Genomic DNA, 24,054 nt, shown 5'->3' on the forward strand with positions numbered 1-24,054 from the left:
ATTTGCTTGTAGGACTGTCAAACTCGACACGCTATGAACATACCGCCATATTCCCTCTATTCGAGTTAGCCCGTTCACACGTTTTTTTGAAAGAATCGCAGTGAACCAAAGCGACAAAATATACTTAAATAAAAAAGAGAGAATCAATTTGATTCTCTCTTTTATTACCTTCAGATTAACGGCTGTAGAACTCAACGATGAGAACTTCGTTGATTTCAGCAGGCATTTCTTCACGGTCTGGCAGGCGGTTGAACGTACCTTCCAAAGTGTTGTCATTGAAGGTGATGTAGTTTGGCAAGAAAGTGCGTGCTTCCAACGCTTCTTTCACGACAGCCAGGTTGCGGGATTTTTCACGCAAGGTAATCACATCGCCCGTTTGTACACGGTAAGAAGGAATGTTTACTTTTTTACCGTTTACCAGGAAGTGACCGTGGTTTACCAATTGACGAGCTTGTGGGCGGGAAGCCGCAAAGCCCATGCGGTATACAACGTTATCCAAACGGGATTCCAGCAATTTCATGAAGTTTTCACCGAGTACGCCTTGCATTTTGGATGCTTGATCGAACGTACGACGGAATTGTTTCTCGCTAACACCAAACATGTGGCGCAATTTTTGTTTTTCTTGCAACTGGATACCGTACTCGCTCAATTTGCGGCGGTTATGTCCATGTTGTCCCGGTGGGAAATTGCGTTTAATGTCTTTGCCTGTACCATCGAGGGAGATACCCAAACGACGGGCCAATTTGTGACGAGGTCCTGTGTAACGTGCCATTTATTCATTCTCCTTTAATTTGGGATTCGCAGGTGTTTACTTCCGAAAGGCTAGTTCCATCTTTAGCTACACGAACTTCGGACGGTAGCGTTTCCGCATCGTGCTCCTTACGAGGAAAGACAGCCGCTGCCTGTAAGGGATGAAACTAAGAGGGTTAACCTCTCGTTTTTACCTACAATCAATGCTACCCTGCACACATACATTCAATTTTATAGGAATAGGCAAACGTAAGTCAAGTAGTTGGGCGTTTAGAAACGACTGTTTTGTTCTGCCAATTCGCCTCGTTTTTCCAAAAAGCGATAAAAGGCAACCGCAGCATCGGCGCGCGAAACCGGGGCCTCCGGCTGGAAGCGGTTGTTTTCGGCGGACATGATGCCCAACGTCGTCACAATGGCGATTGGCCCGCGCAGCTTGCTGTCTTGCACATCGGTGAAATCGGCGGCAAACAGCCGGGAGTAATCGGCCAGTTTTTTGTAACCGAGCGCTCTTACAATTAAGTCGGCCAATTCTTCACGGGTAATCGGCTCATCCGGTTTCAGCGTTTTGCTCGACGGATCAAGCAGACCGCGATCGACCGCTGCCTCCACAGAGGCAAAGTATCGGGAATTGCTGGCAACATCGCTAAAGCTGGCTTTGCGGGCAGGGTCGGGATAGATTCGTCCCTGATTCAAAGCGATCATCAGCATGTCGATCATCTCGCCGCGGGTAATCCGCTGTTCAGGCATAATTTTACCGTCTTTCAGCGACAAGGCATCGTATTCATACATCAACAGCAGTTCTTTTTCTGCAGGATGGCCGGACAGATCAGTCGGATCGGGACGATGCAAACTGATCGGGTTTCCGTTGGCGATATTGATCCAGTTGCCTGTTTCTGCTTGATAGGCATAAGGCGTCTCATAAGGCGTCGTGACCAGACGATAAACGGGAAAAGCTTGCCGTTGTGTCTGGGCAGCGGATGTGCTGCTTGCTTTTGCCTCCATTTTCACTGGTGTCTGCATGTAGACCAGTTCGGCTTCCGCTTCTTGCAACCATGCCGACAGCGCGCTTTCCGCCGGTTTTGCTGTCGGCACCCGCGCAGGATAGGATTCTTTGCCAAAATCGACATTGTAGTTGGTCAATTCTCCATTGGCAGCAAATGTTACATAAGCGGTGCCGGTCGCTGCCTGAATCCCGTTCACATAACGCTGGAACAACAGAGTGACTTGCTCGGAATCGGGGCTTGTCGGGTTCGTCGTTTTGTTCCAGTAAAACTGGCTGGCCAAAGCTGGCGTCAAGCGACGGATTTGCTTGATCGCTTCTTCCTGCAGATCGGCAGGGATGGGCAGTTCAACGCTGCCCGATTGCATCGGCATCATCTCCGCATACTTGGAGAAAGAATAAATATCCCCATTGATCGCGTCCATGGCGATCGACAGATGCTTCTCCTGGGCGTTGTTTTCGCGCGAACGATAGTACAGATTCCAAACAGGACGATTTCCCCGGTAATCATTCTCTTGAAAATTGATATTTTCCAACTGATAGCCAGACAGATTAAACAGCTTTTCTGCCATGGCGATCGCGTTTTCTTGCGTTAACCGCTGGCCGCTGTGGCGAGAAGAGAGCGCGGTTTGACTGACCGGTATCAATTCTTCTTCGACATCGCGCGGTTTTAATTCCAACGTCAATTGTTTGCCATCCACCGCGTCCAGATAGAAATGGAACGGATTTTGGTAAACGAGTATCGGGCTTGGGTTTCCCCGCTGATTTTCCCAAGGGACGATATAAGAAAGTTCCGCCCGCGTCAGCTCGGCGAATTTGTCTCGCGCTTGTTGTGCAGAGATCGCCTGTTCAACGGGGGCAAACTGGATACGGTTATCCCAGTTCATTTGAAAGCTGGAAATCTTCCCTTGCCCATTGACATAAATGTCGATGCCGTTGTCGGGAAACGGAAGCCCGTTTACGATTCGGACAAAGCGGAAAGAATAAGAAGCTTCGCTGTTCAACGGGGTTTTGGACGGAACCGTTCCTTTTGTGTAAAGCTGCGTTTCCGCAACCTTCGTCGGGCTTTTCTCTTTGAGGAAACGCTCGGCGATTGTTTGCGCCTCCGCACGGGAAATAACCGATGAGTAGTCAGGCTGTTCCGGCGTATTTTCATGATAGTAGTAGGAAGTTAATTCCCCGGTGTCGGCATTAATGCCAACGTTAATCGAGATTTGTGGTACCCTGTCGGTCGCATCTTCTTTGACCCAGTAAAAACTCCATTCCGGAAAAGAACGCCACGCGTTGGCCGACTCAAAGGAAGAGTTGCGCAGTTCCACCCCTTTCGGCAAAGCGATCAGCTTTTGGGCCAGTTGCAAGGCCTGGCTTTGGCTTAAGTTTGCCTGGCTTGCCTGAACGGCGGAAACGGGCTTGGTGGGAAGCGGTAAAATCCCCGGCGAAGCGACGGAAGCATGATCGGCTTTGGCTGCATAAGCCGGTAATACGGGAAAAAGCAAGGCGCTTGACATCAGCAGCGCGCCTGAACGTTTCCATAATTTGCTCATGAGAATTCTCCCCTTTTCATTTCTTTCTATTGCTATGACGGAGAATAAAGGGAGATGTTTCATGAAAAGGCGGGCAAAGGAAAAAGCCCTGGCCGCCAGAAGGAAAAGGATGGAATCGCCTATTGCTTTCCTATATAATAGGAAGTGCTATGTAAATGGTCGGGGAGGGAAATGTGATGGAAACAATCCTGTACCTCATCCGTCACGGTGAAACGGCTTGGAATCAACTACGCCGCATTCAAGGGCACAGTGATATTGCACTGAACGAAACGGGCGAGAAACAAGCGGAAAAGATGGCGCTGTATTTGGCGCCTCATTCGTTTAAAGCCATCTATTCCAGTGATTTGCAACGGGCTTTGGCAACGGCCAACCATTTGTCTGCAATCACAGGCGTTCCGGTGACAGCTCTTGCTTCCCTGCGTGAACGGTACTATGGTCAGTTGGAAGGATTGACTTTTGAAGAAGTGAAGAAACGATTGGCGGTCGCCGATGAAGCGAGCTACGGCGCTGAACCGTTCAAAGAAGCGTTGCAGCGGGCCGTTAAGGTTTTGACCGAATTGGCGGAAAAACATTTGGGCGACACGATCGCAGTGGTTTCCCATGGAGGATTTATCAATTCGTTTCTTCACCATGTTACGGGCGGAAAGCAGGGAACGGGGATTACCCGTCTGGAAAATACGGGAGTCAATCTGTTTCGATATAAGGATAAGCAATGGGAAGTTATCAAGGTGAATGATACGAAGCACTTGCAAAGATGAGGCAAGAGGCAAGGAGAGAGGAAGAAATTTTTGTGGGGAATCAGTTGCTGGATAGATATGAAGCGATATTTGGGGAACTGGCCTGTTTTCTTGCGCGAACTTGGCCGGAAAATTGTCCGGGAATCCTGTTTTTGGCTGACACAGACGGCTGCCTGCTCCATACGCACCCTTTTCCAACCGAGTCTGCAGAGTCGCCCGGTATCGTCGGGAGATTGCCATCTGATGCGGTCAGTCGGCTGAACGATACCAAGCAGCCTTATTTCCATGAAGACGCCGCTCTTGTCTATGGTGTGGTTCCCATTGTGGAAAACCAGTTGGCAGTGGGGGCGCTGGGAGTGATGCTGCAACGCGGGCATCTCCGCTTTGATCTGTTCTCTTATCTCCGCAACGTTATGCCGATGGTGGAACTGGCAAAACAACAGCACATTCGGCGAATCGCCGGCGAAATCGTCACGCGCGCTTCCCAAGCAAAAGGTTCGAAAAACATCGTCCGCAGTTTGCTCAAACAAGTTGTCCGCATGTCTCACAAAGGGACGGGAGGCGCTGCCAAACTGGATCAGCTCGGCAGGCCAATGCCAGAAACTATATGCACAAGCGGAGAACAGTCTGATCAACGGCTGCTTGCTGAACTGCTTACCCGGTTTGCCGACGTTGTCCGGGATACAAAGGCAGTAAATCAGCAGACCACATTGTTCGTGCCGTTGTGGTATCAGGACAGCCCTTTTTACGCGCTTGTTTTCCATATTCCGCAACAACAAGCGGAGATCGGCAACGAGTACGATGACTGGGATGCAAGTTTGCTTCAGGAAGTGGCCCAACGGTTTGAAAATATTTTGTATCACGCGATTCAAGCGGACGAAATGCGCAAGGAAACCCGCAAAAAAGATTTACTCTACCAATTTACCAGGAAAATTCACTCCTCTATCGACGTCCATACCGTATTGGAAGAAAGTATGAACATCTTACGCCAACTCTACCCTTCTTTTTCCGTAGAACTTTATTTAACTGTAGAGACAGAGACGACATTGCCGGTGAAACCGCTGTCCATTCAAACTGATGAAGACGAATTCCAGATTCGCAACCAAGCCTATTTGGAAGGCAGGTTGGTAGTGAAGCGTCAGCAGCTGGCGCAACTATTTTCCCTGACAGTGGCCGCGCCCCTGCTGGGCAAGCAAGGAATATACGGCGTCGTGCAACTCGCGGCCAGCCAAGCGGTCAACCTGAGTCGGGAAGAGACTGAATATATTGCCATTTTGGCGGAAAATGCGGGAATCGCTTTCGAAAACGCCCAGTTGTATCAACAGTCTCGCAAATTGGTGCGAGAGTTGCGGATGATAAATCGGATGGCCCAGCAATTAAATCGCACATTAAATTTACCGGCGATTCTCCAATTTGTTCAGCAAATGCTGGAGGAATCTTTTTCGGCCGAATATTGCGCCATCTTATTGCGCGATCCGGACGAGAAAAAAATGATCGTTCTGTCCTCGACCCAAGCGGAGCATGTCGGACGCAAACTCACCTGGGAAAGCGAACCTTTGGCGGGAATTGTGGAAAAGAGGCAGGCAGTTTTGCACGCATATCCCCGCGAGGAAACCCGTCTGCCGCTCATCTCTTTTGCTTCCATGATGGGAGTCCCTTTACTCAGGGATGCCGAAGTGTCGGGTGTCTTGTTTGTCTGTGATTCGCGCACTCATGTTTTCAGTTTTGATGATTACCAGTTGCTCGATTTGATGGGCCAACACGCCAGTTTGGCGATCACCAATGCCTTGCTGCACAATGAAATGAAGCGGATGGTCATCACTGACGCTTTGACGGGGTTATTCACACGCCGCTATCTGGACGAGCAGGTTCAGCAACTGCTGAACCGCGATCAATCCGGTGCGCTGCTGCTGATCGATATCGATTATTTCAAAATCATCAATGACACGTATGGTCATCAAGTGGGAGATGAGGTGCTGCTGCAGGTGGCCGATCTGGTCAAAGGAAGCATTCGCCCGGGTGATATTGCCGCACGTTGGGGCGGAGAAGAATTGGCGGTTTATTTGCCCGAAGGCAGTCTCGGGGAAGCGCAGCGAATCGCTGAAACGATCCGCAAAGATGTGGAGGCAATGACCAATCCGCAAGTGACGATTTCTTGCGGGTTAGCCGGTTGGAATCGCCATGAAGCGGGCGCTGCTTTTGAAGTCAACGATCTGTTTTACCAAGCGGACACCGCGTTGTATGCGGCCAAAAACAAAGGGAGAAACCGGATATGCTAAGCGTTGGAACCGCAGTTCGCGCCACTGACGCTTGGCTGTATTTGTTTACGCGGGAATAAGCGCAACATTCCTCGGAAAACATAAGTGGGACGAGGAGGGAGCCCGAATGAAACAGATACAGCGGTTTCGGTCGATTGCCTGGGTCGTTTTACTTGCCATGGCACTGGCAGGTTGTACCCGGGAAGAGCCAACTCAACACGCGCAAAACGCTTACGAACAGGTCCGGAAAAATTTCAGCAGCCAGCAGGCGTTTGCTTTTTATGGCCGAACCAAGTTGGTGACAGGACAGACAGCGAATGGCAATGTCGTCAATTTTTCGGGACAGAAACAAGGGGATGATATATACCTGAATGTAAAATTGTCTGCACCGGAAAGAAAACGGATTGAGACGCTTTCGTTGTTAGCCCGCAGGGAGCAATTGTTTGCCCAGGACGGGAATCAAGGAAACTGGGTCCCGGTCAACCAACAGGATGTTGCTTTGCAACAGGAATTTAACAACTGGAATCCGGTGTTTACTTTCAAGCAAGTGGATCAAATGAAAAAAGAGATCGTTCCGATCGAGGATCGGCGTCCCGATGACGAACTGGAAGCGGTTCGCGTATTGCTGGATTCGGATAAGTTGAAGACATGGCTGGCGAAGCAATTGAAACAGCAGGCGCGAAGCCAGGCTTTGTCCACCCATGCCCTTGCAGCTCATACGCCCCGGCACAAATGGGCCTTGAGCTTATCGGATGACGATTGGAAACGCTTCGCCCAGGGAGCCCGGGTGCAAGCCGCAGAAACGAATGGCGATATTGACCAGTTGATTGACCGGATGGAGCTGGAAGCGGAATGCACCATTTATTACAATCGGGACACCATGTTGCCCTCCAGCACGGTGATGACCATCCGCTCCGCTTACGATTTGCACAATCAACGCATTCAGGAGCATACCCAGGTGGAAACGTTCCTGCAAAATTACGGCCGTTATTTCCAAACATCTCCGGCTAACGGTGCAACCAGATAAGCTATAAACTTGTGCGACCCGCTGCGCTGATCAGGCAAAGGCGGGTTTTTCCCATTGTTTGCGAAAAGACCGGTTTTTTCTCCGAAAATGTGGCAGGATACCGGAAGAGTTTGTCGAAATCAACAGATGGACGGCTTTTTTTGCCGAAAAGTTTATCCGCTACTTGCCAAAGGGTAACTTTTTGCTGATTTGTTTGTTCCCATTTACGAGCGTACAGCGCCCCGTTTCCATGAGGGGCATGAATATATCAAGCTGATGGCCTGCGATGCAGGTGTTGAAGTGATTAAAGGGGTTGTCATACCGTGAACAAAACGCTAATACTCCTCAGTCTGGCCGGATTTCTCTGTTTCAGCCAGACCGTCTGGGCCGCACCCTTTCCCGTTAAAACGGCGGATGTGGTTCAGGATGAAAATAAATCGTTGAACGAAACCGATGTGAAAGATTTCACGGAGACGCTGAAACAGATTCAAGGCGAATATAAGGTTGTTGTCGTTGACAGTACGGAGCCGGAAGCGAAAACCGCTGACGAATATGCGCAAAAATTATACGACAACTATAATTTGAGCGATGAAGCCTTAATGATCGTTCTGGATATGAACACACAGGAGTTGGGGGTTTACGCGGGACCGGCTCTGCAGGAAAAGGGAGCCAGCGCGCAATTGATCGACGAGAAAATCGAGTCATTTTATGAGCCATATCGCGCACAAAAAGAATATTTAAAAGGAGTCCAGTTATTTATTACGGAATTGAACAATGAATTAGGCAAACAGACGTCCGCCGCCAGTACGCCAGCGGCGAATCCCGAGCAGCAGCCACAGCAGCCGGAAGCGAGCAGCAACAGTCACTCGCTTTGGTCGATTTTGCCGTGGTGGCTGTATTTGATCGGTCTCGCTTTCATCGTGCTGCTGTTGGCCGTGATGTATGCGTTTGTTCGCCGGCGCCAGATATTCGCGGAAGTGGATGAGGTAGAGGACTGGAAAGATGAGCTGGTTGAAAAAATCAACCTGCTTCAGATCGAGAAGTCGCTTCGCCGGGCGCGAGGGGCTACGGAAGAAAAATATATCAAGCTGGCCAATCGCAAAGAAGATTTGCTGCGGGTCAAAATACCTGATGTGGAAATGGCTATTCTGGATGCCGAGGAAGCGTGCGACCGTTTTCGGTTTCAACTTGCCGTGGAAATTTTGGACGAAGCGCGCGATCTGCTGACAGAAGTGGAAGCGGAATTCGCCGAGCTGAAGGATGAGGCGGGCAATGTGGTGCAAGCCAAGAACGAAAACAAAGTGGTCGTGCCCGAGCTGGGGAGATTGTTTGAAACGGTTGAGCGAAAACTGAGCAATATCCGCTTGGAGTATGGCTTGCCCTTCCACGAGCTGAAGCAGAAGCTGGATGTCGTGGAGAAATATCGCCAGGATATCAAGCGGGCATTGGCCGACGGCGATGAGGTCGCGGCTCTGGAAATGACCGAGCAGGCGCAAAGCATACTTGGCCAATTGGGACAAGCAATGGAGCAAATTCCCGAATTGGTTGCGCTTGTCCATAAGACGATGCCGGAAAAATTTAAACAGTTGGAACAAGAAGTAACCGAAGTGACCAGCGAAGGCTACGATCTGAATGAAACCAGCATTGACAGCGCGCTGTTGCAAGCCAAACAGTTGGTGACGGCTGCCCAGAATGCGCTGGAAGAAGGCGGAATTGAACTGGTCAAGACTCATGCAAAAGCGTTTGACGTACAGCTGGAAACCCTGTACGGGATGATGGAGAAACGGATGCTTGTCCAAGGTGAGGTTGCGGCGACCAGTGCGTACGAAACGGCGGAGTTGGCGTCTGGACAAAATGACGAACCGGAAAAAGACGAGCAAACGGTGCTGACAGCAGACGCAGAACCGCAGGCGGACGCACACTGGGAAAATCCGCCGCTGGCAGCTCAGCAAAGCGAGACCGAGGATTTGGGCATAATAAAACAAAAAGCGGCGGAGCAAAAGTGGCAGCAACTTTTTGCAGATTATGCCCCTGAAGCGGCGGAGACGTTACCGATTCCGGAGCAATCAATCCCGGATGCCGCCGCGGATGATCAGCCTTCCCGCTTACAGCCGGAGATTGTCGGACAAGAGGAGAACGAAGGGGAAGACGAATATGAGCTGGTTATCCCCAAAAAACCGGAAAGTGCTGACCGGGAAACCGATCGGCCAGAAACGGCTTCGTTCCGAATTGCCACGGAAGATGATGCGTATGATGAATTGGAGCGCATCTCCAGCGCATTGATTCGTATTCGGCAGCAAATCAAACGCAGCTATCTTCCCGGTGTTCCGGATCAGTTGAAATTTTTGTTTGAAGAGATCGTGCAAGTATTGGCTTTGATCAAAAAGTCCATGGAACGAGTCACTTTTGATCTGGAAGAGGTCGGCATGCTGCTGGATGAGGCGGGGGAATTGTTGACAGAAATTGAAACGTTAAGTGAGCAAACGATCGCGGATTGCCAAAGAGCCGAGGGAGCTATCCAATATACCAACCGGTACCGTCGACAAAATCGGCAAGTAAATGAACTGCTGACCAAGGCGGAGCAAGCATTCCGTCAGTTGCTGTTCAGAGAAGCCTTGCAGTTGGCGGAAGAAGCGCGGTTGGTCATTGAAGGAGAGCCAGAAGAGCCGGAAAGAGGCTGGATCTTGCGAAAGAAAAAGAAAGGGACAAAATACTGATGGGCCCATTAGGATTGCCGCTTTTTCTGATGATCGCCGGTATCGTTCTGATGTGGCAACCGCGGACGAAACGCTGGAAGAAACGGATCAGCGCCTATTTTGCCGGTGACGAACAGCGCGTAAAACAGCGCGCGAACACGTTCTTTTTACTCGGATTTTGCTTTCTGCTGGCTGGCTTCGCTTATCTGTATCGGGCGGTAACGGGATGAAGCCGAAGGCATGAAAAAGAAAAAGGGAGCGAACCTGGGCGGGACGCTCCAAAAGATATAGGGAGTAGAGGTGTGAGAATCAGCCCCCTGCCTATTAGGGGGAATAGGGGGGCCAATAAACTCTTTCGGGAAAAAGAGCACCTGTTACTAGATTAGCCCACTTTCAACAAAATTATACAACTAGAGATTGGCCCCTGTTCGCAGGGGCTTTTTTCATGGGGGTGGCAGTGAGAGAGCAAAAAAGGTAAGCGGGATGGATGCTCCCGTTTACCTTTTTGTCGGAAGATCTTGCGCGTTATCTCACTGCACCGCTGATGTCAAGGCGAGCTCGGCGGCATGCTTGCCGGCCACATAGCCGGAGGAGAAAGCGATCGTAATGTTGTATCCGCCTGTATGGGCATGCACGTCCATCACTTCGCCGGCAAAAAACAACCCTTGTTTGAGCTTGGATTGCATCGTTCGCGGATCAATCTCTTTGACGCTTACGCCGCCGCCGGTGATAAATGCTTCTTCCAGCGAAAGGGTTCCGGTAATCGTAACGGGAAAAGCTGTGATCATCTGAACAAACTCTCGCCATTGCTGCTTGGCCATATGGCTGTGCGTCGTCTCTTCGGCGATGTGGCACAATTGCAGAAGGACAGGAATCAATCGTTCCGGGAGAAACCCTTTCAGTACATTTTTTACCGCTTTTTTAGGGGAACTCTCAAGCAGATTCCAGCTTTCCTGAAAAAGTTCATCGATACTTTGCTCCGGCATCAGGTTGATCTTCAAGGTCAGCGGTGTCTCCCCGAATTTTCGCTTCGCCACGGAAACATAATGGCCCATGCGCAAAGCGGCGGGACCGGACAGCCCAAAATGCGTAAAGATCATATCGCCGCGCTGGGTACTCAGCTTTTTGCCATTGGGAGCGAACAGGTTCAACTCCACATCCCGCAGCGATAGTCCTTGCAAGCTTTTTTCCTGAATAAAGCGGTCATTGGCCAACAACGGGACTTCTGTCGGATACAGTTCCGTGATCGTATGGCCCGCCTCTTTGGCCCACCCGTAGCCGTCGCCGGTCGAACCTGTCTGGGGAACCGACTTGCCGCCGACAGCGATCACAACCGAGCGTGCCGCTAATGTTTCGCCACTTTTTAACAACACTCCGCGCACCTGATCGCCGTCATACATGACACGCTCGACCGGACTGTTGAGCCGAATCTCCACCCCTTGCTTCTTGATTTGCTCAATCAACGTATTGGCCACCGTCACCGCTTTATCCGTAACCGGGAACATGCGGCCGTGATCCTCTTCTTTCAGTGCCACGCCCAATCGTTCAAAAAAATCGATAATCGACTGGTTGCTGAATTGAGCAAAGGCACTGTACATAAAACGGCCGTTTCCGGGCATTTGTTTGATTAATTCATCCAGTTCCTTGGCGTTGGTCACATTGCAGCGCCCGCCGCCGGAGATAATCAGTTTGCGTCCCAGTTTGCCGCCTTTCTCCAGCAAACAGACACGCGCTCCGTTTACGGAGGCTGAGTGGGCCGCCATCAAGCCGGCCGGGCCTCCGCCAATGACTATACAATCGTATTCCAAATGCTTCATTTTTCCTCTTCCTTATTTCAGAATCAGCAGGATGTTGCTATCAGGCGAGAAGCTGATCAAGCGGTTGCCGTTCCAGCAAGTAAAACACGACCGGTTCAACGGGATGCCGGCCAACTTCTGTTACGCAATATCCTTTATCAAAATAGTATGGGAATAATGCCCCGGTTGCCTGGCGCCAAGCAGCCGCCAGAGCGAAGTCCGTCCGCTTGATCGCTTGAAAGTGGGCGGGAACCGCAAGCAGCAAGCGATTGTCCGCCAAAGTGCGGTCACTGTCAGCAGGTACTGGCAAACCTTGACCGTTTACTTGATAAGGCAAGATCTGCGGGATTGTTTCCCACGGAATCGGTTCCTGTCCGGTTTGCTGATAACGCTCAACCCGATTGCTGTCAATAAACCACTCGACCAGAAAGCGATCGGTGGGCAGGCCCCGGTTCATCTCGTCATTCAGTTCGCCATAGCAATTGGGCAAATAGGAACGGACGATTCCGCCCAATTTATGGATGTTCAAGTAGCCATTGACCGTCTCCAGAGGATCAAACGTCCAGGTAATCTTAGCATGTCCCAATTTGCGTGATTCCTCTCGCTGCAGCCATTTCATGGCGACGCCCAGTCCTTGTTTGCGGTATTCCGGCAAAAATCCGAGCATGTGGGAACAAAGATGCGGCTGTCCGTCGGTAAACCCCGGAAAGCTGTAAAGGAAGCCGATCATTTTTTCGCCGTCGTAGGCGCCGAGAAACAGTCCGCCAAATTTGGCCACCGTCAAGGTCATGTGCAAGGGGATGACCGAATCATCGCTCCAAATCTTGCGCTCCAATTCTTCCATTTCATCAAGTTCCTGCTTGCTCGTCAATTTTTTCAGCAATATCGCCATCGGAAGCTCACCTCGATCTGTTGGTTATTCATCGCTTCTTGTATTGTAACAGGCAGTCCCTTCCTGTGAAACAAGTTGCATTCAACAAATGGGTGAACGATAATAAAAGTATTGAACCTGCGAGGAGGACTGAATGTGGCTGATACCTTTCAAATGGAATTATGGCAAAGACTGACCGAAGCACCCGGCGCGCCTGGAGCGGAGGGGCCTGTCAAAAAAATCATGCATGAGTATATTTCTTCCTATACGAACGAAATCGTTTATGATAATTTGGGCAGCATCTTCGGCGTGCGGCGCGGGGACGAAAACGGACCGCGGATCATGGTCGCCGGGCACATGGATGAGGTTGCCTTTATGGTCACGAACATCTCCGAAAAAGGCTTCCTTTCTTTTCAAACGCTTGGCGGCTGGTGGGGGCAAGTCTTGTTGGCCCAGCGTGTTCAAGTGATCACCAAGTCCGGACCGATCGAAGGGGTGATCGGATCGATTCCCCCCCACGTATTAAGCGATGACCAGCGAAACCGGCCGATGGATGTCAAAAATATGTTCATTGATATCGGGGTCGATTCCAAACAAGAAGCGCTCGAGTTGGGCATCCGGCCGGGACAGCCGATTCTTCCGGTAACGCCGTTTACCGTGATGGCCAATCCGAAAAAAATCATGGCCAAAGCGTGGGACAATCGCTACGGCTGCAGTTTGGCCATTGAGCTTTTAAAAGAACTGCATGGCAATCCACAGCATCCGAATGTCGTCTATGCGGGGGCAACCGTTCAGGAAGAGGTCGGCTTGCGCGGCGCGCGAACAGCAGCCAACCTGATCAACCCCGATCTGTTCCTGGCGCTGGATGCCAGTCCGGCCGGGGACATTCCCGGTGTCCGCGACGGGTACGGAAAACTGGGGGAAGGCGTGCTGATGCGGATTTACGATCCGACGATGCTGATGCTGCCGGGCTTGCGCAATTTGCTGATCGAAACGTGCGAGCAGGAAGGGATTCCTTATCAGGTGTATATCGCCAAAGGCGGAACGGACGCAGGCGGCGTGCATTTGCAAGGGAAGGGAGTTCCTTCCGCGGTGATCGGGATTCCGAGCCGATATATCCACAGCCATGCCAGCATTATGCATCAGGATGATTATGAAGCGGCTAAGCGTCTGTTGTTTGCCGTGATCAAAAAACTGGATTGGGCCACCTTGGAAGCGATCCGCGAAAGCTGAGGAGGCGTTTTTTGTGAACGCGATTACCTTTTATACGCATCAAGAAGCAGAACAGCGTGTATTTGAATACAATATTTACGACCATAACTTTGCGCCCAGCAATCTGGTTGTACGGAAGATTTTTATCGCCATGCTGAATACGGTGAAAAAGCAGCTCACACATCTCGAAGTGGAGTACAACGACAAGATGATCGCCGACCAGTTAGGAAAGCGGGCGGCGGAAATTTTGCGCCTCCTCGGAGCGACAAGTGACAATTTGCGTGAACAACGCAGCGGAGAGATTGTGGTCAGCCGAACGTTCCAGTCTGAATTGACCCCCGAGCGCTTTGACTATTTTTATCGGCTGGTCGATCTCGCCGAATTGCCTCATTACCGGCTGCTGGCCGGCGAGCAGGAGCGAATCGAATATTATTTCCATCAGTATCTGAAGTTGACGATTCCGGCAGACGATGAGCCGACTTTTTTCGAGCAACTGGACGAACAGCAAGTGCCGTATCAGCTGCGGCCGATTGGCAACTGAATCTTGTAAGAGACCGCCTTTTGGTGCATCAGCAAAGGCGGTCTTTTTGCCTTTTCTCGTCTCGTCTGTATCCTGGCAGGACAAAGAAAGCTCGCCTCTGGGCTGAGACGAGCTTTCACGCGAAAGATCAGGTTGAAGGACGATTCGGCCCCTCCAGCTTTTTGTTGCCGGCGCCGGGTGCATCGTTTTGCACAGATTTGGGTTGATGGTTTTTGGCCTCATCCCTGACGTTTTGGTTATTGGATACACGTTCTTTTCCATAGTCCATTGCTCATTTCCTCCTCTTACCAGTAAAGAAATCGGTACTCATCGCCCGGATTCCGTTTGGAAGCAGGTATGGTCAGGTCATCTGTTTCGCTGATCAATTCAGCGGCCATGACTTTTTCTTCTTCCGCATGGATGCGTTCCGGCATAGGTTCCTGGGAGATCATTTCTTTCATTCCGCTTTTTCTCTCCTTACGATGGTGATGGGGGTGGTTGGAGGTGTTCGTTGATACTTGGGTACAGCATAAATCGCAAAAATCCCCAACAGCGCCAAAATCAAAACGGTCATTAACCCGAAGGCGACCCAGGGTGCGCTGTTGCCAACGCCGCCCAACCGCTCGATCAGCCAACCGCCCAAGCTGGTTCCAACGGCCGAACCAATTCCGGCGATAAAATTGGCAAAGCCGAAATAGATGCCCAGCAAGTCGTCTTTGGCAAAATAACTGGTCAGACTGTCCAAGACCGGAAGCAGGATCATCTCGCCGATAATGAACACAACGGCGGAAGCGCTCAGAAATGCGAAGCGGTCCGACCAGCCCAATCCGACAATCCCAACTCCCAGCATTAGCGTGCCCAAAAGCAAAGAAAGATAAGGATTGAGCCGCAACAGGAGAAAGCGCGAAATGCCTCCTTGCAGCAACAGGACTGATAATGAGTTGATCGTCCAGATAAAGCCGATGCTGTTTGCGCTGCCCAGCACATTCTCAACACGCAGCGGCAAGGCGAGACCGAATTGGGCGTAAAAAGCCCAGATTAATAAAGTAATGAGGGAGAACAAAAGGAAGCTGCGGTGGTAGAAGAGCATCTTGTACTGCGTGAGCGGAATGGGTTGTTTCGTGTTTTCTTTGCGTTCTTCCCGCAGAGTAATCCGGACGATCAAGGCGAGCAGCACGAAAAGCAGGGAAGAAAAGAAAAACAGGCGCTGGTTGACGGCGGCAAACCAGGAGAGCGTGATTCCCGCCAAAATAATCCCGGAGTGCGCCGCGATTCCGCGAATGGAAAACGCCGACGTTCGCTGTTCAACAGTGACCGAGTCGGTAATCATCGCTTTCAAGGCGGGAGCAATGAACCCCAATCCAAAACCATTCAGTGCGGCAAACAAGACGAATAGCCAAAACGTTTGGCTGATTCCAAACCCCAACATCGCGGCAGCTTGTGTCAACGCACCGGTTACCATCACACTTCTGCGTCCATACGTATCGGCCAGCATCCCTCCTAACAGACTTCCGGCCAGATAAACAATGTTTTCTACGCCAAGGACAAGACCAATTTGCGTCAGGGAAAATGTCAGGTCTTTTTTCAGCAAAATCGGAAAGATCGGTGTGATTAAAAAACCGGCTAGGTGCATGACAAAAACTACGACCAGCAACAGCACATAAACGCGGTTGTGGAGGATGGAAGAGATTGTTTGATTCATCTGTAGAACTCCCCTCCCGTTGTTCTTTGTTAGTATGGGAGAACGACTGGCAAGATTATGCATGGAAAATGGTGGGCGAGCGTGGAAAATAAATATGCCAAGACAATCGTCTAAGCCAATCCCCGCTACCTGACATAAACCTATAACTAGAGCGAGACTTGTTATGGATCGACCACAACAGGGGGGGAGAGTTTGATGAGAGGCTTTTTTAACAATGAGGGGTTTGAAATTGTCCTCTGGGTCATTCTCATTGTTTTTCTTATCTCCATCTTTTTTGATGAAGGGATCGATTGAGCATGGACCGAACGTTAAAAAAGTTGCGCAGGCATTATCGAAACAACCCCGGATTCAAGCAATGGGTCAAGGCAAACGAAGCGTGGTTTCGGCAAAATCCGGACACTTTCCGGCAATTGGTTCGCGATCCGGCCATGGTCAATTTATTTCTCGATTTGCTGGTGGTCAATTCGCCGGAAATTGACCGCAAACTGAGGCGGTCTCGCAGGCCGTAGCAGAGCATCATGGAAAATGGCATCTCTTCCGGAAAAAGAGGTGCCATTTTATTGTTGCGCCGTTTCCTCACTGGGATTGATAATTGGCGTCTTGCACATCGCTGCGCAGCAATGAACCCGCTTCCATGGCATAGGTCTGACGATACCGGTCGCCATGCACCTTTTCCTTGATTTGGTCAAATTCCTGCAGCAGCACTTGAGGTTTGTCCCCGTGATATTTCTCACCGCGCACAAAACGTTGGGCCATATCGAGCGCAAGATGAATCTTTTCCAAGTCACCCAAATTAAAGGTCGTCATTGCTTTTCCCCTCCAGTTTTCATTTCGCCTGTCTGACGTCGATCAGCAGCCTCGGCCCGATTTTGCGCTTCACGATCTTCCGCATCCGCCACATTCGGGTCATATTCAACATTCTCGTTGCTACCGAGCGGCAGCTGTTGGTTTTGCGGAGCTTCTGTCATAACTACCCTCCTCCATATGGGATTCGCTCCGTTAGTTTGCCAAACGCCGATGCAATTTATTTGCCGCATATTTGGCAGACAAGCAGCGTAGGGTTAAGCAAAGGAACGATAAGGGGTGTGAAAGCGATGGTTCAGGTGATCCTCACATTGTTCGTTGCCTACGGTATCGTTCTTGGCGGAGCCATTGCCGGGGGGATCGGCGCCTTTTTGACGGAAAAACCGCCGTTTTTGACCATGCACGAAATGGCGGATCAACTGAAAATTTGGGGACTTGTGGGTGCGTTAGGCGGAACATTTGATTCCTTTCTGCAAATTGAAAAGCTGCTGCTCGGCAATTTCTCGCCCGTCGCCAAGCAAGTCATCATGATTTTGGCCGCATTCGTCGGAGCCCACGCAGGAACGATCACCGTGCAATGGCTGGTACAGGTTCGCTCATGAACGAGCAGAGGGGCAAGATTCGTTACTGGAAGCGCTACTTCTCCTTGCTGATGATTGGCGTATGCCTGGGCGGGGCTGGCATGATCTTTTGGTATGGCCATCAACTGGAGGAACTGATGTTGGAAAACCGCAGCCTGAAGCTGGTAAATGAACGGCTGTACAAAGATTTGGCGAGTCTGAAGCAAACGCAAAAAGCAGCGCAAAAACGGCAAGACGCCGTGATTGAATTGATACGGGTCCAGATCGATGAACCAAAACCGCATGCGATCATCGAAACAGAGGTCATCCGCAGGCTGGAAAAAGACTTGGCTCCGCTCAAAGGGAAGAAAGCGGAACAGCTGGTGGAACTGCCGCCGTTGCTGCACGAGTTGTTGCGGCGCCGCGAGTACGTCATTGAAGGCAACATGGTAGAGGTCCGGTTGAAGACAGTGGTCATTGTCTCACGCGTGTTGTCGCTCACCGTAACCGCAGAGGTAAAACATGACGGAACAAGTTGAGGGAAAATACTGAAACCTTCTGCTTTTTTTTTCGTATAACCAATACATCGGGAAAAATTCTTTTATTCAACTGAGAGCGCAGTAATGAAAGGGTTGCAAACAGGAGGTAAGTTATGTCCATTTTCAAGAAACTGTTAGCCAGTGTCGGGATTGGCTCAGCCCAGGTCGATACACGACTTTATCACGAGTCGTTTCTTCCCGGAGACACCGTGGCGGGAGAAGTCCATTTGACTGGCGGCGAACTGGCCCAGGAAATTGACGAAATTTACATTTATGTCATGACACACTATGAGCGGGAAACGAAGGATCAGAAGGCAAAAGAGAATTGCGTCCTGTTGAAATATTTGATCTCGCAGCCGATCAAGCTGGAGCCGGGCGAAAACCGATCGATTCCGTTTTCCTTTCAGCTGCCATGGGAGACTCCGTTGACAATGGGGCGTCAGCCTGTTTATTTGCGAACAGGACTTGATATTAAAAATGCCGTTGATCCCGGGGATTCCGATTTTATCGAAGTGCGCCCGCATCCACTAATGGCAAAGACGTTGGAAGCGGTCAAACTGCTTGGCTTCCAGCTTTACAAGGTAGACTGCGAATACAATCGGCAGTTGGGAAGGAAATATCCTTTCGTGCAGGAGTTTGAATTCCGGCCCACCGGACGGTATCGCCAGCGACTCGAAGAATTGGAGTTGATCTTTTTTCTGCAGCCGGAAAAGTTGGAGGTTTTACTGGAGCTCGACAAGCGGGCAAAAGGCATGCTCGGATTGTTTGCAGAAAAATTTAATCTGGATGAACGGTATATGCGGTTCCATCTGAGAGCGGATGATCAGCACTTGACAGCGGAACAACTTGCAGCGCGCATTGGAGCATTGATCGAACAGGCGATCTCGTAAAATCACTTCCGGTTCAGGAGGTGATTTTTTTTTGCAGATGTATGAAGCCATATTTTTCAGACAATACTGGTAGCATGAAACAAACAAGGAGGAAGTTCCACGATGAACTTGTTGGAGAAAACAAGAAAAATCAATTTCATGCTGCAAAAAACAATGGGGGGAAGCGGAGTAGGCTACCAGGATTTGGCCAAACTTTTGTCTGAGGTCATCATGGCCAATGTCTATATTATTACGGCGGATGGGAATATTCTTGGCAGCGGTTTCACCCATGAATTTTCATTGCAGGAGGATGGACGATTCAACAGTTTGCTGCCAGCCGGCTACAACGAAAAACTGCTTGAACTAAACCAGTCGCTCGCCAACGAAGGGGTAGACAGCCCGTACAGCATGGTGCCGGCTGAATGGACCTCTCTCTTTCCGCAAATGATGACGACGATCGTTCCGATTAATGCCGGGGGAAGTCGATTGGGGACACTCGTTTTGCTGCGTGCATACGGCATGTTCGAAACCGAGGATTTGATTTTGGCCGAGATCGGAGCAACGGTAATCGGAATGAAAATTGTGCGTCATCGGACGGAACAAATCGAAAATGAAGTCCGGGACAAAACCTTTGCCAAAATTGCTCTTTCCTCACTGTCTTACAGTGAACAGATTGCGATTGAAAAAATTATGGAACAGCTTGACGCCAAAGAAGGGCTGTTGGTTGCGAGCCAATTGGCCGATCAAGCCGGTCTGACCCGTTCGGTAATCGTCAACGCGCTGCGCAAACTGGCCAGCGCCGGAGTATTGGAATCCCGCTCGTTAGGAATGAAAGGAACATACATCAAAGTGTTGAACGACAAATTTCAGTCCGAGCTGGAAAAATGGAAAACATCTTAAGAAAGCAACTGCAACTGCTTGACCGCAACAAAAAAAGCACCTTTTTCACCGCAATGAAAAAAGGTGCTTTTTCTATGATTTTTGCTATGTGCGAAACTTGCCCAACAGATTTTGCAGATTTTCGGCCAAGGTAGACAGGGCTTGGGCAGAGCTTGCAATTTCCTCCACAGTTGCCAACTGTTCCTCGGTTGAAGCGGAAGTCTCCTGAGAGGAACTGGCGCCTTCCACTGCGAGCTTTTGCACATGATGCATATTTTTCGTAATTTTCTCGGTAGCTTCATCCAACCTGGACATCGAGTCGGTCAATTCGCGGAAACGGCCGGCGACTGCACTAATGGATGCTTGAATGGTGGAAAACATCTCACCAGCTTCAGCCGTTTGCTTGACTCCAAGCGCAATTTTTACGGTATCTTGTTTCATCGATTGGATGGCCAGATCAATATTCGTCTGAATGACGGAGATGACGTCTGTAATTTGTTTGGCCGACTCCGACGACTGCTCCGCCAGTTTTCTTACCTCATCGGCAACGACAGCGAAGCCTTTGCCGTGCTCGCCAGCGCGGGCGGCTTCAATGGCTGCATTTAAGGCAAGCAAGTTGGTTTGACCGGCGATTGACGAGATCAGTTCGACAATCCCGCCGATCTGTTTGGAGTATTCTCCCAATTGCTCGACCACTTGCGCTGATTGCTGAACGCTGTCTTGAATTTCCGTCATTTGTTGGGAGGCGGCATCAACCATGAACTTCCCTTGATTCGATTGCTCCGCCGTCTGTTCCGAAAGCTGGGAAGCATCTTGCGTATGGCCGGCTATAACCGTTATGCCATTGGACAAAGTTTCAATCGTCTCCGCCACTTCATTGAAACTTTTGAGCTGTTCATCGCTGCCCAAGGCGATTTGCTGGGAAGTGGCGGCAATTTGCTGCGTAACCAGGGTAGTTTGTTCGGCGCTGGCCGTCAATTGTTCGGAAGAGGCTGCCACCTGGAGGGAAGCTCCTTTCACTTCCTGAATCATCGCTTGCAGATCCGTGACCATTGTCCGCAGCGAGTCAGTCAATTGCCCCAGCTCATCCTTGGAACGGATCTGGGGAATTTCCGCATGTAAATTTCCTTCTGCAACCTGGGCCAGCGTTCTCGACACCATCCGCAATGGACGGGTGATTGTTTTCGAGAGAGCCAAGGCAATGACAATGGCGATCATCGCCCCAAGAGTCGTCACCAGTCCAATCGTCAGCTTCATCGTGATTACCTGGGACATGACGAGGGTTTGTTCCTGCGTAATCAGTGTTTGTTGACCTTCCACCATTTTGGCGGTGATGTCTTTGATCTCATCGCTCAGCGGTACCACTTCTGTGGACAGTATCACCAGAGCGGCCATCTGGTTTTGTTTTTGCAGTTCGATGACATTTTTGCTTTTTTCTGCGTATTGTTGATGCAATTCGACAATTTTGGCTAGCGATTGTTTGTCAACATCCCGCTTGACCAGTTTTCCTGTATCTTCCACCAGTTGCAGCACTTTTTGCTGGACGGCTTGAAAATCGGTCAGGTATTCCTGGCGTTCCATCAGCAAATATTCGAGAAACAAGCTGCTTTGTTCATTGACCGATGACTGAATACCAAGCATGTTTTCCTGAATTTTCATCCGGCGTTCCAGCAAATCGTTATAGGTGTCCGTCGTTTGATCGACGTTGTAATAAGTGATGGAGCTTATTGCAATTAAGATGAGAATGATGACGGCGAAACCCAGAAGCAATTTGTAGCGAAGGGAAAACGTTCGCACAAATACCCCTCCTTAATTTAATTAAAATAAAAAAACATAAATATTATTAAACCACAGATTCGGCGCAAGAAGCTTGCGAAAAATGGACAAATTGGTAATCTTTTTTTAAACCGCTCTTTTCAGAAACAGGCGAGGTGTTACAATGGAAGAAAAGCGGAAAGGATTCCCTTCCTATGTTGGAATTGCTGAAACAGCAGGTATTTCGCCGTCTTTATGCGGCTCATGTCATACATATTGTTGGAAATGAATTTACTTTTATCGCCGTCGTCGGGTTATTAAATGATTTAAGCGGATCGGGCTTGTCTTTTGCCGCTGGTACGATATTCCGGCTGGTTCCGTATGTAGTGACCAGCATCTTGGCCGGCCCTTTATTGGAAAATTGGGACAAACGAAAAGTCATGATGATTGTCAATTTGCTGCGGGCAGTATTGGTCAGCCTGTTTTTCTGGGTGACCGATGCCTCGATGCTCTGGATCGCTTTCTTGTTGCTGATATTGACCAATATTTGCGCTGCCTTTTTCACGCCTTCCATGCAGGTGGCGGTCGTGTCCGCTGTCGCAGCAAAACAACGGTTGGCGGCCAATTCGCTGTTGCAAAGCACCACTTCATTCCTGATAATCGTGTGTCAAGGAATCGCTTCTTTTTTGGTTTATTACTTTTCCTATCGGTATAACTTTTTGTTTGACGCTTGCTGTTATTTGCTGTCCTTGCTGATTTTGATGGGGCTGCCGCGGCTGGTCGGGCAAGAAGGACAAAGCGCGGCCGGGTTTATGCAACGCTTTCGGGAAGGCTTTCGTTACGTGGCCGTTCATCATTCGTTGAAACGGTTGTTTTATATCCAGATGGCTGAACGGATAATTGGAGCTTCTTATGTTCTGCTGATGTTTTACGTTTTGCAGGAAAGGGGAGAGGATCTGTTCGTCTTTGGGCTGCTGGATATTCCGCTCGGGTTGGGCGGGGTGATCGCCGGCATCGTTGCCAGCAAGTGGACGTCCGGGCTGGCCGACAGAAAAATTGACCGGATGTTGGGCTGGTCGATCATTACCTCGGGGATCAGTGTTTGGCTGTTGTTTCACACAGCCCCGCTGTTCGGTATGATGGCTGCCGCCCTGTTCAACTCGTTTGCCTCTTTTTCCAATCAGATTCAGGCAGTGACCCGCGTGCAAAAACTGGCTGATCCCGCCTATTTGTCGCGTGTCTTTTCAATCAGGGAGATGCTGACGCAAGGGACATACTCGTTTGGCTGTCTGCTGATCGGTTTTGGTGCAGAAAAATGGGGGAGTTCCGGCGTTTCCACCATGCTGGCCGTTTGGGGGATTGGGGCCGGAGCCGTTTGGTTATGGAGCTTGGCCATAAAGCCAGACAGCCAGGCCGGAGACGCCAAGTGACCGCTATTTTCGGTTGAACAGCGGTGCAGTCCAGCGTTTAAGCCATTGGGGCAACAAAAGATAAATCAGCGAGAAGAAATGCAAGCGGAAGGGCAGCGCGACTTCCGCTTTTCGTGCGTCTACCGCTTGTCTGATCTTTGTCGCGGTCGCATCAGCCTTTAACAAGTAGTGGCGCACCTGATGACGATACGTCCCTGAACTGTCGGCTTTGTCCAAAAACGGAGTGTCGATGGGGCCGGGCAGGATGCAGGTGACGGAAATACCGGTGTTGGCCAGCTCCTGGCGCAAGCCTTCGCTGAAACGAATGACCGCCGCTTTGCTTGCGGCGTAAACGGCCGCTTTTGCTGTTGCCACTCGTCCCGCCAGCGAGCCGATGTTGACCAGTTGGCCGCGATTGGCCGCCAGCATCATTGGCAGGAAAGCATGCGTCATATAAAGCAAGCCATTCAGATTGGCTGCGGTCAGCCTGTCAATGTCTGCGCGCTGCATGTCCGCAAAATGTTTAAAAACGGCCGTGCCGGCGTTATTGATCAAGATGTCGCATCGGCCAAAAGAGGTTTTGACCCATTGGCAAAACTGCGTTACCGCCTCGTAATCGGTGACATCGAGCGGATAAACGTGCAATCGGGGCGAATTGGCCAATTGTTCCTTGCATTGTTGCAGGCGTTGGCGGTTTCGGCCGGTCAAGATGACCAGATCGCCGCAGCGTAAATATTCGGCAGCCAATGCGAAGCCAAGACCGCCCGTTCCTCCGGTAATAATGACAATTCGCCAATCTTTCATGGTTGCTTCTCTCCTCCAGACGGGTTTTTCAAGCAAAAACAGCCAGTATAAGCCTTCTTGCAAAAGTCAAGCCTAGCTGTGAGGGGGTGAACAAGTCATGCCAGTCGTGAAATGCAGCGTCGCAAATTGCGGTTATTGGGGAGAAGGTAACAATTGCAACGCGGATATGATCATGGTGGAGATTGACAAGCACGCCAACGCTGATTTTAAGGAAGAGTTTGCGGTCGAGTATGAACATTCCAGCACGCATCAAGATGTCGCGCGGACATCGGCGCAAACTTGCTGCCACACTTTCAAGCCAAAACGCGCCGCTCAAGCCTGACAAAAAAAAGGCGTATTTCCT

Annotated in this window: 25 protein-coding genes; 14 read left to right on the top strand and 11 right to left on the bottom strand. The window is 50.3% G+C overall.

The window, feature by feature from the left end:
• Window positions 1-175: 175 nt before the first annotated feature.
• Both rpsD and JOD01_RS11870 read right to left on the bottom strand, forming a co-directional pair.
• A complete protein-coding gene (rpsD, locus tag JOD01_RS11865) occupies window positions 176-772 on the bottom strand; it encodes a 30S ribosomal protein S4 (RefSeq protein WP_204518542.1) in 597 nt (198 codons plus the stop codon).
• 248 nt (window positions 773-1,020) lie between these two features.
• Window positions 1,021-3,294: a YcdB/YcdC domain-containing protein gene (locus tag JOD01_RS11870; protein ID WP_204518543.1), complete on the bottom strand. Its 2,274-nt coding sequence runs from the start codon at window positions 3,292-3,294 to the stop codon at window positions 1,021-1,023.
• A gap of 176 nt (window positions 3,295-3,470) precedes the next feature.
• On the opposite strand from JOD01_RS11870, the gene JOD01_RS11875 reads away from it, so the two are divergent.
• The 5 genes from JOD01_RS11875 (at window position 3,471) to JOD01_RS11895 (ending at window position 10,221) form a co-directional block, all read left to right on the top strand.
• The gene (locus tag JOD01_RS11875) at window positions 3,471-4,052 is read left to right on the top strand and encodes a histidine phosphatase family protein (protein ID WP_204518544.1); all 582 of its coding nucleotides are present in this window, start codon (window positions 3,471-3,473) and stop codon (window positions 4,050-4,052) included.
• Between the two features lie 32 nt (window positions 4,053-4,084).
• The gene (locus JOD01_RS19995) at window positions 4,085-6,310 is read left to right on the top strand and encodes a diguanylate cyclase domain-containing protein (RefSeq protein WP_204518545.1); all 2,226 of its coding nucleotides are present in this window, start codon (window positions 4,085-4,087) and stop codon (window positions 6,308-6,310) included.
• A gap of 106 nt (window positions 6,311-6,416) precedes the next feature.
• On the top strand, window positions 6,417-7,316 hold the full coding sequence (locus tag JOD01_RS11885) for a hypothetical protein (RefSeq protein ID WP_204518546.1): 900 nt from the start codon (window positions 6,417-6,419) through the stop codon (window positions 7,314-7,316).
• A 302-nt stretch (window positions 7,317-7,618) separates the two neighbouring features.
• Window positions 7,619-10,012, top strand: coding sequence for a septation ring formation regulator EzrA (locus tag JOD01_RS11890; protein WP_204518547.1), 2,394 nt, complete (start codon window positions 7,619-7,621; stop codon window positions 10,010-10,012).
• Window positions 10,012-10,221 (top strand): hypothetical protein, encoded by a 210-nt coding sequence (locus tag JOD01_RS11895; RefSeq protein ID WP_204518548.1) that lies wholly within the window; start codon window positions 10,012-10,014, stop codon window positions 10,219-10,221. Before JOD01_RS11890 ends, JOD01_RS11895 begins: the two co-directional genes overlap by 1 nt.
• A gap of 300 nt (window positions 10,222-10,521) precedes the next feature.
• Here the strand turns inward: JOD01_RS11895 and JOD01_RS11900 are convergent, their stop codons facing one another.
• Both JOD01_RS11900 and JOD01_RS11905 read right to left on the bottom strand, forming a co-directional pair.
• Window positions 10,522-11,808, bottom strand: coding sequence for a BaiN/RdsA family NAD(P)/FAD-dependent oxidoreductase (locus JOD01_RS11900; protein WP_204518549.1), 1,287 nt, complete (start codon window positions 11,806-11,808; stop codon window positions 10,522-10,524).
• A gap of 40 nt (window positions 11,809-11,848) precedes the next feature.
• Window positions 11,849-12,679, bottom strand: coding sequence for a GNAT family N-acetyltransferase (locus JOD01_RS11905; RefSeq protein ID WP_204518550.1), 831 nt, complete (start codon window positions 12,677-12,679; stop codon window positions 11,849-11,851).
• Between the two features lie 153 nt (window positions 12,680-12,832).
• On the opposite strand from JOD01_RS11905, the gene JOD01_RS11910 reads away from it, so the two are divergent.
• A complete protein-coding gene (locus JOD01_RS11910; RefSeq protein ID WP_239565419.1) occupies window positions 12,833-13,891 on the top strand; it encodes a M42 family metallopeptidase in 1,059 nt (352 codons plus the stop codon).
• 13 nt (window positions 13,892-13,904) lie between these two features.
• Window positions 13,905-14,411, top strand: coding sequence for a hypothetical protein (locus tag JOD01_RS11915; RefSeq protein WP_204518552.1), 507 nt, complete (start codon window positions 13,905-13,907; stop codon window positions 14,409-14,411).
• A 127-nt stretch (window positions 14,412-14,538) separates the two neighbouring features.
• Here JOD01_RS11915 and JOD01_RS11920 read toward each other — a convergent pair whose 3' ends face one another.
• From JOD01_RS11920 to JOD01_RS11930, 3 genes are read right to left on the bottom strand one after another with little or no spacing between them, the layout of a single operon-like run.
• Window positions 14,539-14,679, bottom strand: coding sequence for a hypothetical protein (locus JOD01_RS11920; RefSeq protein ID WP_204518553.1), 141 nt, complete (start codon window positions 14,677-14,679; stop codon window positions 14,539-14,541).
• Window positions 14,680-14,695: 16 nt separating this feature from the next.
• Complete coding sequence (locus tag JOD01_RS11925; protein WP_204518554.1) at window positions 14,696-14,851, bottom strand: hypothetical protein; 156 nt, start codon at window positions 14,849-14,851, stop codon at window positions 14,696-14,698.
• A complete protein-coding gene (locus JOD01_RS11930; RefSeq protein WP_204518555.1) occupies window positions 14,848-16,092 on the bottom strand; it encodes an MFS transporter in 1,245 nt (414 codons plus the stop codon). Before JOD01_RS11930 ends, JOD01_RS11925 begins: the two co-directional genes overlap by 4 nt.
• A 296-nt stretch (window positions 16,093-16,388) precedes the next feature.
• Here JOD01_RS11930 and JOD01_RS11935 point away from each other — a divergent pair, with 296 nt between their 5' ends.
• On the top strand, window positions 16,389-16,601 hold the full coding sequence (locus tag JOD01_RS11935) for a hypothetical protein (RefSeq protein ID WP_239565407.1): 213 nt from the start codon (window positions 16,389-16,391) through the stop codon (window positions 16,599-16,601).
• 67 nt (window positions 16,602-16,668) lie between these two features.
• On the opposite strand, the gene JOD01_RS11940 is transcribed toward JOD01_RS11935, so the two are convergent.
• Both JOD01_RS11940 and JOD01_RS11945 read right to left on the bottom strand, forming a co-directional pair.
• The gene (locus tag JOD01_RS11940) at window positions 16,669-16,899 is read right to left on the bottom strand and encodes a hypothetical protein (protein ID WP_204518557.1); all 231 of its coding nucleotides are present in this window, start codon (window positions 16,897-16,899) and stop codon (window positions 16,669-16,671) included.
• Window positions 16,896-17,060 carry a YfhD family protein gene (locus tag JOD01_RS11945; RefSeq protein ID WP_204518558.1) on the bottom strand — a complete coding sequence of 55 codons (165 nt, stop codon included), beginning with the start codon at window positions 17,058-17,060 and terminating at the stop codon, window positions 16,896-16,898. The genes JOD01_RS11940 and JOD01_RS11945 overlap by 4 nt, the downstream gene beginning before the upstream one ends.
• Before the next feature lie 126 nt (window positions 17,061-17,186).
• Here JOD01_RS11945 and JOD01_RS11950 point away from each other — a divergent pair, with 126 nt between their 5' ends.
• From JOD01_RS11950 to codY, 4 genes are all read left to right on the top strand, one after another.
• A complete protein-coding gene (locus tag JOD01_RS11950) occupies window positions 17,187-17,498 on the top strand; it encodes a YtrH family sporulation protein (protein ID WP_204518559.1) in 312 nt (103 codons plus the stop codon).
• Entirely contained in the window at window positions 17,474-17,995 is a 522-nt protein-coding gene (locus JOD01_RS11955; RefSeq protein ID WP_239565408.1) for a sporulation membrane protein YtrI, read from the top strand. The genes JOD01_RS11950 and JOD01_RS11955 overlap by 25 nt, the downstream gene beginning before the upstream one ends.
• A gap of 113 nt (window positions 17,996-18,108) precedes the next feature.
• The gene (locus tag JOD01_RS11960) at window positions 18,109-18,885 is read left to right on the top strand and encodes a sporulation protein (protein WP_204518560.1); all 777 of its coding nucleotides are present in this window, start codon (window positions 18,109-18,111) and stop codon (window positions 18,883-18,885) included.
• Between the two features lie 102 nt (window positions 18,886-18,987).
• Window positions 18,988-19,764 (top strand): GTP-sensing pleiotropic transcriptional regulator CodY, encoded by a 777-nt coding sequence (codY, locus tag JOD01_RS11965; RefSeq protein ID WP_204518561.1) that lies wholly within the window; start codon window positions 18,988-18,990, stop codon window positions 19,762-19,764.
• An 84-nt stretch (window positions 19,765-19,848) separates the two neighbouring features.
• Here the strand turns inward: codY and JOD01_RS11970 are convergent, their stop codons facing one another.
• Complete coding sequence (locus JOD01_RS11970) at window positions 19,849-21,540, bottom strand: methyl-accepting chemotaxis protein (protein ID WP_204518562.1); 1,692 nt, start codon at window positions 21,538-21,540, stop codon at window positions 19,849-19,851.
• A gap of 173 nt (window positions 21,541-21,713) precedes the next feature.
• Between JOD01_RS11970 and JOD01_RS11975 the strand changes: the two genes are divergently transcribed.
• A complete protein-coding gene (locus JOD01_RS11975; RefSeq protein WP_204518563.1) occupies window positions 21,714-22,928 on the top strand; it encodes an MFS transporter in 1,215 nt (404 codons plus the stop codon).
• Between the two features lie 3 nt (window positions 22,929-22,931).
• Here the strand turns inward: JOD01_RS11975 and JOD01_RS11980 are convergent, their stop codons facing one another.
• Window positions 22,932-23,711, bottom strand: coding sequence for an SDR family NAD(P)-dependent oxidoreductase (locus JOD01_RS11980; protein ID WP_204518564.1), 780 nt, complete (start codon window positions 23,709-23,711; stop codon window positions 22,932-22,934).
• A 97-nt stretch (window positions 23,712-23,808) separates the two neighbouring features.
• On the opposite strand from JOD01_RS11980, the gene JOD01_RS11985 reads away from it, so the two are divergent.
• Window positions 23,809-24,033 (top strand): DUF1540 domain-containing protein, encoded by a 225-nt coding sequence (locus JOD01_RS11985; protein WP_204518565.1) that lies wholly within the window; start codon window positions 23,809-23,811, stop codon window positions 24,031-24,033.
• Window positions 24,034-24,054: the final 21 nt, after the last annotated feature.

The sequence above is a fragment of the Brevibacillus fulvus genome, assembly GCF_016908525.1.
Lineage (GTDB): Bacteria > Bacillota > Bacilli > Brevibacillales > Brevibacillaceae > Brevibacillus_G > Brevibacillus_G fulvus.